Here is a 14,454-nt window from a genome sequence, read left to right as displayed (position 1 = left end):
TTTACATCTCCAGTTAATTCGTGTTTTAAAATTCCTAGCTTTCATTTAATTAATTAGGCCTAAATTTCTTGCTTTTTTAGTACCATCATCTTCAAAATAAGTTTTAAAGATTTGTTTAGCTAAAGGTAAACTAAATAACCCACGTTTTACATGTGGAAAATTTTTAATATCATTATAATCTATTATCCTTGGAGAACCTGCTTGAAATGTTACCGGTATCTTTGAATAACCCATAGCACATAAGACAGCAGCTCTATGATTACCATCTAATATAATAAACCGATATCTATTTTTATACCTTAAAAAGTAACCACTAATAAATCCAAATTTATTAGGTAGATGCCCATATTTGAGGATTGAGTGGTAGGTATCCTTTAGTCGCTGTAGTTCTAATTCACCTTTTTGAATGGATACTGGACCAAAATGTTGTGTACCATGTGACCTCAATAATCCATATTCATGAACTCTATCCATTTGAACTTTTTGTCGCTCATCACTCCAAAGATCATATTTATAGTAATTAAGATTTTCATTTAATATTCTACTATCTTGTTTGTCACTAATAATTGGTTTTTGGTTAATAAAATATAACTCCTTAAATGTATATGGTTTATAAGTCGAATAGTACTTTTCAAGTATACTTCCTTTATATTTAACATTCCCATTATTTATTATATCTTCGACCATTTTAGTATGATAATGCCAGTTAGTTTGGTCGAAAAAAAATTGATTAAAGTTACATGCAATCTTGCTTTTTATATAAAAAAAGAAATTGCCCCTACTATAAACCGTTTGAGAATAATCATTTACTTCCAGTCTTTACTTTTCTGTTTTGGGGGTTAGGAGATAACCCTTTCTTGATAATATCTTTACAATCGCCTTATTTATTAGTTGCAAGTTAAAACCCCTTTCCTTTGACACTTATAACCTTAAATTAGTAATCATTTATTTTAATTATTTTATACAATTGACCTGTTCGATTTATTTATCGTAGCAATTAATCTGCCTTTATTCATTTTAAAAATAATATCACAGTTCTCTATTGTACTAAGTCTATGTGCAATAATTATTAATGTTTTATCCCCTTTTAATCCATCAATTGCTCTCATTATTTCTTTCTCCGTCTCGTTGTCTAATGCTGAAGTAGCTTCATCCATAAATAATATTTCAGGATTATGGTATAATGCACGGGCAATACCAATTCGTTGACGCTGTCCCCCTGAAAGTCTAACTCCTGCTTCCCCGACATTTGTTTCTAGTTGTCGTGGTAAATCCTGAACAAATTCCTTTAATTGTGCTTGTTCTAAAGCTCTCCAAACTTGTTTGTCATCTATTTTTTCATTATCTACTCCAAAAGCTACATTTGCCCTAATAGAATCATCGGACAGAAAGATAAATTGAGGTATATAACCAATATTTTTCTGCCAAACTTCTCTTTGATCGTCTAAGGCTTTCCCATCAATTGTTACTTTTCCCTTTTCCGGACGATATAGTCCGAGAATCAAATCTACAATAGTAGTTTTACCAGCTCCAGATTCACCAATAAATGCAACTGACGAGCCAATTGGAATAGTTAAAGAAACCTCTCTCACTGAATACTCTCTTTGATTTGGATAACGAAAGGAAACATCATCTAAAATTATTGATTCATTGTATGTACGTGTATATTTATCTACGGATGTTATTTTATTTGAATCTCCAAATGAGGCCTCTTCCTTATTTTCAAATAAATCTTCGTAAATTACAGATAGAGCTGGATAGCTATATCGAATAGAAGAAATCATTCCCACCACACGATTAATTGATGGCATTAATCTAAAAGCAGCCATGGCAAACAATGCCATAGTAGATACAATTTGTGCGGTGTTAGTTCCTTGAAGAATAATGATAAGCATGGTAATTAGAACTATAGAAACAAGTAATGATTCAATAAAAATTCTAGGTACTTGCTCTAACATCTTCATGTACTTATTATTATTTGCTTGAATTTGGCTTTGTCCTGTATATGAATTTACAAAAAAACTCTCTTTACCAGAAACCTTTACTTCCTTACTTGCTCCCAATCCTTGCTTCACCCATTTAATCATTGCTCCGCCTACTCTTTGTTGTTCCTGTCCTAGGTAACTAATTTTATTACGAAAAACTTTAAAAAATAAAAAAACACTACCTGCTAATAAAGTAGAAGCTACAATAGTTGCTACGGGAGCTGTTATTACTAATAATGTAAGAATACAGATTATAACAAGTAACTCTGTTAATAAATGAAAAGTAGATAGAATTATACCCTGAAATACCTTTGGTACTTCACCATTTACATTTCTAATTAAATCTGCAGAATTTTTCTGTAAATGAAATGTATATGGTTTTGTTAAGTATTCGTTAAATAACCTCCGTGAAAGCTGTACTTGTTGATTAAAAATAACGGTGTATTGTGCATAGTGAAAGATAAGTAAATAAATATTTTTAAGAAGAAATACTCCCAAAAATATAATAACTGAAAAAATTATAAACAATGTAGTTGATTGGAAATTGAACAACTCGTATATAAATAATAGTATTGGTTGTTCCTGAATGATATTCGGATTAGTAATTATTCCAATAAAGGGAACTATTAAACCGATCCCAATGGTCTCAAATATAGCAGCAAAAACCATCATAACAAATAAAATTAGTAATTTATTCTTTTCCGTTTTGTTGAACAGCTTTAAAATTTTTATTATTGGTTCTTTCAAAACCCTCACTCCTAATATACCTAGATAAAAGTTATAGCATTGTTACTTTTTAAAGTTTTAACAATATTGCTATCAATAAGCTCGTTAGAGTTAGTTACCCTAATCACAAACCCTTGTGTAAACGGTAAAATATTAAACAGGTTTGAATAAACCCCGATATCTTTCGTATCCCCCTGTGAAAAGTCAATTGCACCGCTTCTTCTTGTTACTTTCATTAAATAACTGATAGCTCTTTGTGAACTATCTAAACTTTCTTTAGCAATTCCATCTATTTTAGATGCATTATATAAAAACCATCCCAAAGTAGCAGTTGTTGATGAATCTGCTCTTGATTCATTACGTGTCACTGTCCAATTCCAACTGCCGTTATGTTGCTGGAGATTTATTACGGTTTTAGTAAAATTCTTCATAATTATTTGTAAGTCCGATTTATAGTGACTCTTATCTTCTAGCTCCAGCCATGTATCGATTAACCCAATTGCAAACCAACCTAGTCCTCTCCCCCAGCCGTATAATCCTAAAGGAGCTTTACTATCTACTTTATAAGCATGGCACGGTATAAAATGTTCTTCTAACATACCATATTGGACATACTCTTTTATTTGTTTAACTGCTAAGTCAATACATTCACTTTTGTTATAACGGTTACCGTAGGCAACTAAAAAAGGACATATAAAACCTATCGTATCTACATACCTGTAGTTTTGCATAGATTTTCTATATCCTACCGTTCCATCTTCACCAATATGTTCTTTAATTAATTCCCACGTATAATCTAAAGCTTCTTTATAATTATCTGTGTCTATAAAATCTATTTTCATTATAGAATAGGCTAGAATAGCCACATCGATATGTTCTGTTTTTTTTAACCATTGACCGCTTTTATCAAAATTTTTATTTAGATAATTTGTTATTTCTTTCTTAACTTTTAAATCCTCCTCATTATCTTTTAGATATTCAGCCAAACCAAGTAACAATGCAGCCTCTTGCCAATGTTGTATCGTATTTTTAGTATAATTCCCTTTAATCATATCGAGTACAACTAACCTAGTATTATCTGTCACTTTTATTTTAGGTGTATTATTTAACCACTTAACTCCTATTTCAGTAATTTTTCTATTCCATTCACTTTTATCAATAAATCTTCCAATATGGATTCTACTTATCCAATCTTTTAAAATAGGAATAATATCTAATAAAAGAACTAAAACAATACAAGCCAGTAGTATTACACTTATTAACTGAATGAACATTATCTAATTCCTTTCTATGTAACATCGATGATATCGTAAAGCTTGTTAACTTCTTCTTCGTTACCTAAACTTTCATCTGATAAATTAGATACTATTTTATTTCTCATTCGTTGGTCCTCAATTAAACTTACGATTCCCTTCATAATTTCTTCTGCTTTCATATCTACTATTAAACCATTGACACCGTCTATAATTTGATCAGAGATAGACCTAAAATTTGTTGATACTATTGGTTTTCTTAGTATCTTTGCTTCCGTTATAGAGATACAACTTCCTTCAAATAAAGAGGTTTGAACATAGATATCACACATCTTTATATAGGGATACGGATTTTCTTGCATACCAACAAGTTTAAAATTGTTATTTATTTTTTTTTCATTAATGATCGACTCTAGCTTATTTCTTTCAGGGCCTTCTCCAACTACATACCACAAAACTTTATATCCCTTCTTTAGTAATAAGTCACATGCTTCAATAGCTAAATCGAAACCTTTAGCTGAATGTAAACGCCCAACTGATACAATGGTTATGTCTTTTTTTTCGCAATATATATTATCTAGTGACATTTTTCTTATTGTATTTGCTGACACTATATTTTTGATCACGGTTATTTTATCACTATTTTCTGGGAATATATTTTTAAGAACATTTGAACTTTCATTAGAAACCGTAACAATGTGTGAAAGTTTTTCGAAATACTTAGCGTCTATTTTAGGGTCCATTTGTAATTTTTCATAATCTGTATGGATAAATCCAATTTTCTTCTTTGCCTTGACATTATCTACGGAAAAGTATATTGGATTTTTTTCAAGAAACCCGATCGAAACATCATAATTTTTACTTGGAGCATTTACTACTTTAGATAAGTATTTCCAAACTCTTTGTTCACAACGTGCCAAATTCCTTTCAGTTTTAAAAATTATCCCAGCTTGAATTCTAGATAGCGTGATATCAAATCTTTTTTCTTTTAGAGCTTTAAAAATTGCTTGTTTAATCGGCATATCATAGTATCTAAACTCAAGAGGTTCATCAAGTATATTAACTTGAGATGGGACTTTTTTATAAAATAATCCTTCATGTTTAAATAAAAATAAATCCACATCATACCTTGAGTAATCTAGTGTCTCTAATAAAGAAATAAGTCCCTTTTCTGCACCTCCACAGTTTAAATTATTTATTATAAATATTACGTTTTTTTTCATATAATCACCCTAGATAAGTTCATAAAATTTCTTTACTTCTTCTTCAGTTCCTTGCGTTTCTTTAGCTAAGTTTTTTATAAAAGAAGATACTTTGATATCATCTTCAATTAATGTTTTTATCCCCGAATATAATCCCTCTGCATTCATGCTTACTATCATTCCATTTTTACCATCTTTAATTTGGTCCTTGGAAGTATCATAATTAGTAACTATTATCGGCTTTTGTAATATTTTAGCTTCATCTAATGCAATCGACTTTCCTTCATACCTAGACGGTTGTACATATATATCTGAATTCTTTAAAAAAGGATAGGGATTAGCTTTGGTGCCTAAAAGTATAAAGTTATCATTTAAATTAAAGCTACCTATTAGTTCTTCTAATTTTCCTCTCTCTTTTCCATCACCTATAACATACCATTTTATTTTATACCCCTTGTTTATTAACAAGTTACAAGCTTCCACTGCAATATCTATTCCTTTTTCATAACTTAACCTAGCAATTGTAATGATATTAATGAAACTACTTTCGTAGTTGAAGTTATTTGGCAGTTCATTATTAGATAAATTATTTATTATTGATGGGGATACAATATTATGGATTACTTTAATTTTACTTTTTTCTTCTATAAAATTTTGTTCTAAAGATTTTGCGCATTCTTCTGAAACAGTAACTATATGGTTCAATTGCTTAAAGTATGATTTATCAAAGTAGTTATTCATACCTGAATTTGAATAATTAGTATGAATCCACCCTATCTTTTTTTTGGATTTCACTTTCTCAACCACGAAATATATAGATGATTTTTCCATAAAACCAATTGCTACATCATATGATTTCTCTAATGTACCAAAGGAGTCCCCAATATATTTCCAAGTCTTTTGTTCTGAAATATTTGGATTTTTTATAGTTCTACCTTTAATAGAAAACATAAATCTAGAATATACTAACTTTATATTACCTTGTACTAAAAATTCCTTTATAGAATTAATTATATTTGTTGAAAAGGTTATATATTTAGTTGGTAATTGAAGTAGATTAACTTTCGATGGTATTAAATTCATAAATTCTCCAGACTTTTCAAATAAAAGTAAGTCTACATTATAAAGATCATAATCTATTTTTGAAAGTAGATTAACAAGGCTTTTTTCTCCACCACCCGCAGCTAAACTTGGCATAACAAATAATATATCCTTTTTCATCGTTACACCTCAATTGTTTCAACAAGATCTTGTAAGTGTTCTACTGCTTTATAAGACATTCCTTTTATATATGGCATATTCGTTTTTAACTGCTGTTTAATAGCAACTTCTTCATTTATCATTTGTTCAAAATTTTGTTTTAAAAGACTAAAATCTGAAACCTCATCAATTCTTAATACCAATTTTTCCTCTCCAAATATATCTTTTGCGATTCCTCTGGATTTAACACTATAGCCTAATACCATTGTAGGAACAAAGGAAGAGTAAGCTGCTATTGTTGCATGTGTTCTTGCCCCAATAAAGAAGCGCATCCTACTAATATATCCTTTATATTGAATGGCATTTAAGTTACCAGGTAATAAAATCACTCTCTTAGTATTTTTAAATATTTCATAATAATGTCTTAATATTTCATAGTCACTATTTCCTTCTTGGATAACATGAGGAGTAAGGGCAATAGATAAATTAGTATTGTTCAGAATATGAGTTATTAATTCTGTTACAGCAGTTTTAGAATCCTTATTCCTTTTCATAACAAGGGGGCTGAAATTAAGCCCAACTGTATTTCCTTCTTGCCAACCTTCGGGTAATTCTAACTCTTCTCTTTCCATTGTAAAAGCTGGATCTGCACATAGTTTTACATTGGTTAAACCTTTATTCAATAACATATTATAAGTTAATGACTCTCTTGCTAGTATTAAATCAAATAGTTTTAAATCTTCTAGTTTTCTATCCGACATATCTTCTTCTCCTATTGAACACCCCCATAACACTAACTTCTTCCCCTGAACTTTAACTCTTCTATTAACTTCATACCAACCTGGTTGCTCCCCATAACAATAATTATCTCCACCTATTGATAGAAAAACATCCATTTCATTAATGTGTTTAATAATATTGTTTTCAATAATACCCAGTGCATATGTTTCATCATTAAATAATTTTACTCTCAGTGATGATATCAACCAATCATAGGAATATCTAGTGATACTTTGTTTAGAAGCATCGAATATGCCATTTAATGAATCTAACTGTTGATCTGATTCAGGATTCTCAGAAGCTAAATATACTTTAACATTTTGAATTTTATCTTTTATTATATTCGTTGATGAACGTACAATAGCTTCACACCCCCTATTAAGACTACCACCATGAGCAAACATTACAATTTTCATAGTACTCCTCCATGTCTACTTAATTTATTTCTGTATCTACTATAAGTAGTTAAAATATATAACCCAAAAATAAATTTATATTTTATTAGTTTGCAAAACACTTTTTCAAATCTTCCCGAATTGTTATATTCTTTTTCAAAATAATAAGCTAATGCATTATTCACATATTTATCATTTATCATATCCTTAACATACTTATACCTCATAGTTAATCCCATTTTATTTGATGGTGTAAAATAAAGATGAATAAAGGACATGACACTTTTTATAAGTTTGATAGACTTTAATTCTTTTATCTGTTTATTATCAATGTATAAGGAAAAATTCTCAGGAATTTTTAAACTATATACTTCTAATGCCCGTTTATAATAATCCTTTGCTGAAATATCTCTAGTGGCACTTCCATCAACGTCTCTATAATGATATCCCTTATAATCTAAATACATAGCATTACTAACAGTGCTGAATATTTGTATGTTAAACAATGAATCCTCACCAATAACTACTTTATTTGGGAAAGAAATATTATTATCAATAACCACATTAAGTTTATACAATTTATTCCAAACTGAGTTGAGATTATCTTCTTTAATAAGGTATTTTGCAATTTCTGTATGTACATAACATTTGGGTAATACCTTGTTCGTAGGAAATGGATATTGAATAATATATTTATGACCATCCAACTGACCTTCAAAATTAGAAAAAACAACATCACAATTATTATCCTTTGCTGAATAGTAGAGTGTTTCATACATATCACTCTCAATATAATCATCAGCATCTACAAAGCCGATATACTCTCCCAATGCCTGTTCTAACCCTTTATTCCTTGCAATACTAACGCCTTGATTCTCTTGATTAATCAACTTAATTCTTTCGTCATGAAGTTTAAATGCTTTGATAATTTCCCTACTTTTATCCGTTGAACCATCATTAATAAAAATAAATTCACATTCTTTAAGAGTTTGTGAAAGGAGTGATTCAATACATTCTGCAATATATTGTTCTGCATTATACACTGGTATAATCACACTAACCTTAATAGTCATTCTTAGATCACTCCTTTCACACTACTTTTAAGATGATTTCTCTGACATTCTTTATCTATTAGATAATATAAGTGTTGTAATTCGTCTGAATTACTATAATCATTATTCATGCAATTATTTGCTAATTGATTCCGTAAGTTTTCATTTAATAAAAGAATCTCCAATCCATTAGCAATACCTTCAACACTCAAGTCACAAACAATACCGTCAATCCCATCTGTCAACTGACTACTGGATGTGGAATAATTGGTAATAATAATTGGTTTGCCTAATATCTTTGCCTCAGTTACAGTAACTGCTTTTCCTTCGTATCTAGATGGCTGAACGTATATATCAGAAGCATAGATATATGGATATGGATTCGTCTTTTTACCTAGTAGGATAAAATCATTCTCTAGATTATTTTTCCGGACCAACTGTTTTACCTTATCTTCATCTCCACCATAACCTACAACATACCAAGCAATATTGTAGCCTTTTTCCTTCAATAATTTTAAAGCTTTAACTCCATTATCAATTCCCTTCGCATGGGAAAGTCTTGCAACCGTCATTAATTTGAAACGTTTATCTGGTAACATTTCATGAGCTGTTTGTTCAATAGCCATCTTTTTAATAAATAATGGAGATGTGATGTTTTCCATAACAATAACTTTATTTGTTAATTCTTTATATTTTTTTATAAAAGATTCCTTACAAGCATCAGAAACTGCCACGATGTGATCAAACTTATTCCACATCTCTATATCCATTCTGGAATCAGTTTCTATTTTTGAATAGTCGGTATGAATCCAGGCTATTTTCTTTTTAGCTTTGACTTTTTCTGCAATAAAATAATGTGGCCATAAATAACTTATTGCCACATCGTACTCTTTTTCTACATTAGGAAGAAATGGTAAGGCATACCTCCACATAAGCTGCATTTGCAAATAGCCCGGTTCCTCCATTTTTTTCATTCGACCTAATATGTTTGTATTTAATTTTGCCAATACCCTTGTGACAGCAAGAGGATAATTTTTCTCCCTAATTAATTCCGAAATCGATTTTCTAAATGAAGTGTACGGAAGGCTTTCCTTTAGTAAATTTACTTCCTTAGGAATTAATTTCATGAACTCTCCCTGGTGCCTGTAGAGCATTAAGTCCACTTTATATGTTTCATAATCAAAGTGTTCCAGCATACTTATAAGACTTCGTTCTACTCCTCCTACTTCCATATCAAAGGAGGATATTAAAATATCCTTCATAGGGGACCTCCTATGCTCTTGAAACTATTTTTCTTATCCGTGCAATATTTTCTCCCCCAATAAGCTTTGAAGATAACAACTTAATATTACTTTTAAATCTCGCCTTTGGAGGGAGCCAGCTTTTATAAAAGTGATGCATAGTATACGTATTGTCCGTAATAAACTTTCTACAGTTAATATAATCATAAGGAGAAAAGTACGTTTGCGGGAAAAAAGCACCAACATCGTCAATTTCTTGATATTTCCCATTCTTTTGAAGACCAATACTTTGTAGGATCTTCGTGAATATTGCTACATTAGTTAATTGATCCAACTCACCATTTTCTTGAATGAAACGTTTTTCTTCGTAAGAATTTAAGAATCGTTTTATCAATTTGTTACCTTTTGCTACTCCAATTGTACTTGTAGCTATAAAATTTTCTTGTTCAAATCCCCAGAAAGAATCATGATGTAATAAATCATCAAAAGGTTTAAAAACTTCCACGTCCGTATCTAAATAAATTCCACCTTCGTGGTATAAAGAATGAACTCGAACATAATCACTAACAAAAGCAAATTTCTTGGATTCATAAGCTTCTTTTACATATTGATTACAGTTAATATTAAAGTTCTTTTCGTTCCATTCTTTAATTTCATAATCAGGTAGATTTTCCTTCCATGTCTCCATACATTTTTTTACTATTTCTGGCTTCTCTTTTCCCCCAAACCAACAATAATGAATGATCTTTGGTATTTTGTTTCTTACTAGTTTCATTGTTGACACTCACCTTCTAGACCTTTATTTTCAATGTATTTTTCACACTATTAATAACCCTTAATAGTTCTGTTTCACTCATACTTGAACCGGAAGGCAAACATATCCCTTGATGAAAGAGAGATTCGGAAATATTTTCATTCTCTCTATGAGGATAATTATCACACCCTTCAAACAAAGGTTGCATATGAAGTGGTTTCCATACTGGGCGAGCTTCAATGTTTTCTTCCGTTAAGTTTTTTAGTATAGATTTTGCCGATACTCCTGATATAGAGTCATCCACCGTAAAGGCCGTTAACCATCGATTAGACTTCGTATTCATTAATTCGGGCATAAAGGAAATACCAGGGAGATGTGCTAATTCTTCATAATAACGATTAAAAATTTGCCTTCGTGCTTCAACTCGTTCGTCTAGTACTTCTAATTGCCCTCTACCAACCCCAGCTAAAATATTACTTAACCGATAATTATATCCAAGTTTACTATGTTGATAATGGAGAGCCGGATCCCTTGCTTGTGTTGCTAAGAATCGTGCTTTTTTCATCCATTCACTATTATCCGAAACTAACATTCCTCCACCAGAAGTTGTAATGATCTTGTTACCATTGAAAGAAAAAATCCCCATTTCCCCAAAACTCCCGCTAGCTTTACCTTTATAGGTTGAACCTAGAGATTCTGCAGCATCCTCAATTAATGGAATACCATAATCATCACATAGAGAAGTTATTTCATCCATTTTGGCACTTTGACCATACAAATTCACTACAATTACTGCTTTCGGAAGGCGCCTGTCAAGTTCCGATTCCATTAGTGCTTTCTCTAAAGCTTCTGGTGACATGTTCCACGTATCTGGTTCAGAATCAATGAAAACTGGCTCTGCACCTTGGTATAAAATAGGATTTGCACTAGCAACAAAGGTTAAACTAGAACAGAAGACCGTATCCCCTTTTTCTACACCTAATAAAGAAAGAGCCAGATGAATTGCTGCAGTTCCTGAACTTACTGCTACAGCATCATTGACTCCTAAGTAATCTGCTATTTCTTTTTCAAAGGCATCCACATTTGGTCCCAAAGGGGCAATCCAATTCGATTCAAAAGCACCTTTAATATACTTTAATTCCTTTCCACTCATATGTGGTGGTGAAAGAAAAATTCTACTTTTATTAGTCGTTGTTAGCAATAAGCTCACCTACTTTCTTTTTAACTAATGCCGGTATACCAACTGCTGTGCAATGAGGTGGAATATGGTGAATAACAGTAGCACCTGCTCCTATAATAGACCTTTCTCCTACTTCAATTCCAGGTATAATAGTGGCGCCTGCCCCCACATGAGCCCCGTCTTTGATGTGAACACCTCCAGTTAACGTTACATTAGGAGATATGTGAACGAAATCTCCGATTACGTTATCATGTTCCACCACAGCTGATGTGTTAATTATAGAATGATTACCAATTTTACTATCGGCATTAATTACAGCGTTTGCCATGACAACTGTTCCTTGACCTATCTGGGCACTAGAACTTATCATAGCATTTTTATGAACGAGAGAAGCATAACCACAATTATTAAGATTGAGTATTTTGGCAATCTGTTCTCTAACTAGATTATTTCCGATGGCTATAATAAACTTGACATCTGGCATAATATGGATTAGCCTTTTTGCCGAGTTAATTGGCCCGTAGTATAAATCCCCTTTACTAAAGAAATCATTATATTTGTCATCCAAATATCCAATAATTTCTATCTGAGGATCGGACTGGACAATATCTGAGATAACTTTACTATGACCACCTTTACCAATTATGACAATCTTCATTTTTGATCACCACTTATATTTGACTTTAGGCCTTTGAATCTCTCCATGGTCACATTTCCTGGCTGGTTAATTCCATCGGATTTTATAACTTTATAAACGGTTAAAAACAAGATTTTCATATCTAACAGGAAAGAATGATTTCTAACATACCAAACGTCTAACTCAAACTTTTCTTCCCACGAAATAGCATTACGACCATTCACTTGTGCCCAACCTGTTATTCCAGGGCTGACATTGTGCCGTGTCATTTGTTCCTCTGAATACAATGGAAGATACTCCATTAATAGTGGTCTTGGACCAACTAAACTGATATCCCCCTTGATCACATTAAATAGTTGGGGCAATTCATCTAAACTGTATTTTCTTAAAAATACTCCAAATGGAGTTAGCCGTTCATTATCAGATAATAGTGATCCATTTTTTGAAAATTCATTAGTCATAGTTCTAAATTTATAGAAGTAAAAAGGGGAACCATATAACCCAGGTCGTTGTTGTTTAAATAATATTGGAGACCCTAGTTTTACCCAAACAATTGTAGCAATCACAACAATAATTGGTAATAATAAAATTAGTAAAGATAAAGAAACTATTAAGTCAAAACTACGTTTCAACTTCACCACCTCACTAGTTGGGGGAATCTATTTTGTTAACCTTTTATTTATCTATGATTGATAGTATTTCTTCCTTTATACTTTCTACTACTTCTATAATATTTATATTCTTTGTTTCCTCTACTTTGTTATAAGTGCTTAATAGAATTTCTTGTAATTTTTCTTGAGTTATTTTTTCAAAATCATTCATACATTAACTTCCTCCATAGATTTGTAATAATCGGTATGATGCACTTCCATTATCAAATCCCTTTGTTTTAAAAGCTTTTTTAATATTTTTTATGTCTCTTATTTTGGGTGGTTTTGAATTAATAGCATCCACCCATCCCTTTTCATCATTTAAAGCTATATGCCGAGTTAACCCAAGCCCCATGTCAGCTGTATTTGGAACTCCTTTAGACAATATACAAGGAAGTCCTTTTGCTTGCGCTTCAATTGCAGCTATGGGTACACCCTCAAATTGAGAAGGCATAACAAATACATCAAATAAACTTAACAACTGTGGTATATCTTTTCTATTTCCTGTTATTCTTACAAACTTTTTAAGTCCGTTATGCTCCAGTTCCTTTTCAATATTTACTTTGAGTGGACCGTCACCTACTATAACTACTATAGTTTTATTATCATTTTGATGTATTTTTTTAAATAGTTTTATAATAAACAATGGATTTTTTACTTCAACTAATCTAGAAACAATACCTATTACATAATTGTCTTCTGAAATCATTAACTCTTTACGAACATCATTAGTTTCTTGCTGTGTAATACTAAAATATTTATGTAAGTCTACACCATTATTAATAATATCAATTCTATTTTTTTTCGTTAACCTCGATCCAAATAAATATTCTGCTGCAAAGTTACTACATGCTGCATAGTTAGTAGCAAATAAACGAAGGCTCAATCTCATTACTAATCGAAATAACATTCTCGAAATACTATTGCCAAATTGATCATTAGTACTATGGGCATGACAGATTCTTTTTTTTATCCGTGAAATATAAGCTACCAACATAATCACACCAGAATTAAACATTGCATGTGCATGAATCACATCCGGCTTTTGATGTTTTAGGATGCGAAGAAGGTTGATAATGTATTTAAGTGTACCAACTTCAATTCTATCAGGTACACGAAAAATTCTACCTCCAAGTGATTCAACTTCATCGTCATAAAAAGTTCTTGATTTTTCATGTACTAGAAAATCAAATTCCACTTTTTCTCTATCTATAGAACGGAACATATTCATTACAAAAGTCTCAGTCCCCCCACACCAAAGACCACCTAATACATGTAATACCCTTATTTTTTTTGACATATATCCACCTCCCTCTATAAAGTTAAAATATCTCCTGAATACTCACGTATTCTCAAAATTTCATAAACACCTATATAGTAGACGCACCTCTGATAATGG

The 14,454-nt window shown here is 31.2% G+C and carries 14 protein-coding genes; all 14 read right to left on the bottom strand.

All coding sequences use genetic code 11. The features are described from left to right. Positions 1-45: 45 nt before the first annotated feature. The 14 genes from J2S74_RS19540 to J2S74_RS19475 all read right to left on the bottom strand — a co-directional run bounded on the left by J2S74_RS19540 (position 46) and on the right by J2S74_RS19475 (position 14,355). Complete coding sequence (locus J2S74_RS19540; RefSeq protein WP_307328953.1) at positions 46-687, bottom strand: ParB N-terminal domain-containing protein; 642 nt, start codon at positions 685-687, stop codon at positions 46-48. A gap of 272 nt (positions 688-959) precedes the next feature. Next, positions 960-2,741, bottom strand: a complete 1,782-nt coding sequence (locus J2S74_RS19535) for an ABC transporter ATP-binding protein (RefSeq protein WP_307328950.1) — start codon at positions 2,739-2,741, stop codon at positions 960-962. Between the two features lie 11 nt (positions 2,742-2,752). Further along, on the bottom strand, positions 2,753-3,985 hold the full coding sequence (locus J2S74_RS19530; RefSeq protein WP_307328948.1) for a glycoside hydrolase family 88 protein: 1,233 nt from the start codon (positions 3,983-3,985) through the stop codon (positions 2,753-2,755). A gap of 14 nt (positions 3,986-3,999) precedes the next feature. Further along, positions 4,000-5,187: a glycosyltransferase gene (locus J2S74_RS19525; RefSeq protein ID WP_307328945.1), complete on the bottom strand. Its 1,188-nt coding sequence runs from the start codon at positions 5,185-5,187 to the stop codon at positions 4,000-4,002. A gap of 9 nt (positions 5,188-5,196) precedes the next feature. Continuing rightward, complete coding sequence (locus J2S74_RS19520) at positions 5,197-6,387, bottom strand: glycosyltransferase (RefSeq protein ID WP_307328942.1); 1,191 nt, start codon at positions 6,385-6,387, stop codon at positions 5,197-5,199. 2 nt (positions 6,388-6,389) lie between these two features. Beyond that, positions 6,390-7,562 (bottom strand): polysaccharide pyruvyl transferase family protein, encoded by a 1,173-nt coding sequence (locus J2S74_RS19515; RefSeq protein ID WP_307328939.1) that lies wholly within the window; start codon positions 7,560-7,562, stop codon positions 6,390-6,392. Continuing rightward, the gene (locus tag J2S74_RS19510; RefSeq protein ID WP_307328936.1) at positions 7,559-8,614 is read right to left on the bottom strand and encodes a glycosyltransferase; all 1,056 of its coding nucleotides are present in this window, start codon (positions 8,612-8,614) and stop codon (positions 7,559-7,561) included. Before J2S74_RS19510 ends, J2S74_RS19515 begins: the two co-directional genes overlap by 4 nt. Before the next feature lie 2 nt (positions 8,615-8,616). Continuing rightward, positions 8,617-9,855 (bottom strand): glycosyltransferase, encoded by a 1,239-nt coding sequence (locus J2S74_RS19505; RefSeq protein ID WP_307328933.1) that lies wholly within the window; start codon positions 9,853-9,855, stop codon positions 8,617-8,619. 10 nt (positions 9,856-9,865) lie between these two features. Further along, the gene (locus J2S74_RS19500) at positions 9,866-10,609 is read right to left on the bottom strand and encodes a glycosyltransferase family 32 protein (RefSeq protein WP_307328930.1); all 744 of its coding nucleotides are present in this window, start codon (positions 10,607-10,609) and stop codon (positions 9,866-9,868) included. Positions 10,610-10,625: 16 nt separating this feature from the next. Beyond that, positions 10,626-11,789, bottom strand: coding sequence for a DegT/DnrJ/EryC1/StrS family aminotransferase (locus J2S74_RS19495; RefSeq protein WP_307328926.1), 1,164 nt, complete (start codon positions 11,787-11,789; stop codon positions 10,626-10,628). After that, positions 11,773-12,426, bottom strand: a complete 654-nt coding sequence (locus tag J2S74_RS19490) for an acetyltransferase (protein WP_307328921.1) — start codon at positions 12,424-12,426, stop codon at positions 11,773-11,775. The genes J2S74_RS19495 and J2S74_RS19490 overlap by 17 nt, the downstream gene beginning before the upstream one ends. After that, positions 12,423-13,037 carry a sugar transferase gene (locus J2S74_RS19485; RefSeq protein WP_307328919.1) on the bottom strand — a complete coding sequence of 205 codons (615 nt, stop codon included), beginning with the start codon at positions 13,035-13,037 and terminating at the stop codon, positions 12,423-12,425. The genes J2S74_RS19490 and J2S74_RS19485 overlap by 4 nt, the downstream gene beginning before the upstream one ends. 43 nt (positions 13,038-13,080) lie before the next feature. Beyond that, a complete protein-coding gene (locus J2S74_RS19480) occupies positions 13,081-13,227 on the bottom strand; it encodes a YwzD family small protein (RefSeq protein WP_307328916.1) in 147 nt (48 codons plus the stop codon). Between the two features lie 3 nt (positions 13,228-13,230). Next, positions 13,231-14,355, bottom strand: coding sequence for a glycosyltransferase (locus J2S74_RS19475; protein WP_307328914.1), 1,125 nt, complete (start codon positions 14,353-14,355; stop codon positions 13,231-13,233). Positions 14,356-14,454: the final 99 nt, after the last annotated feature.

This window comes from Evansella vedderi, assembly GCF_030813435.1.
Classification (GTDB): Bacteria; Bacillota; Bacilli; order Bacillales; family Salisediminibacteriaceae; genus Evansella; species Evansella vedderi.
Note: the sequence above shows the minus strand (reverse complement) of the source record. Positions and strands in the feature narration are given on the sequence as shown.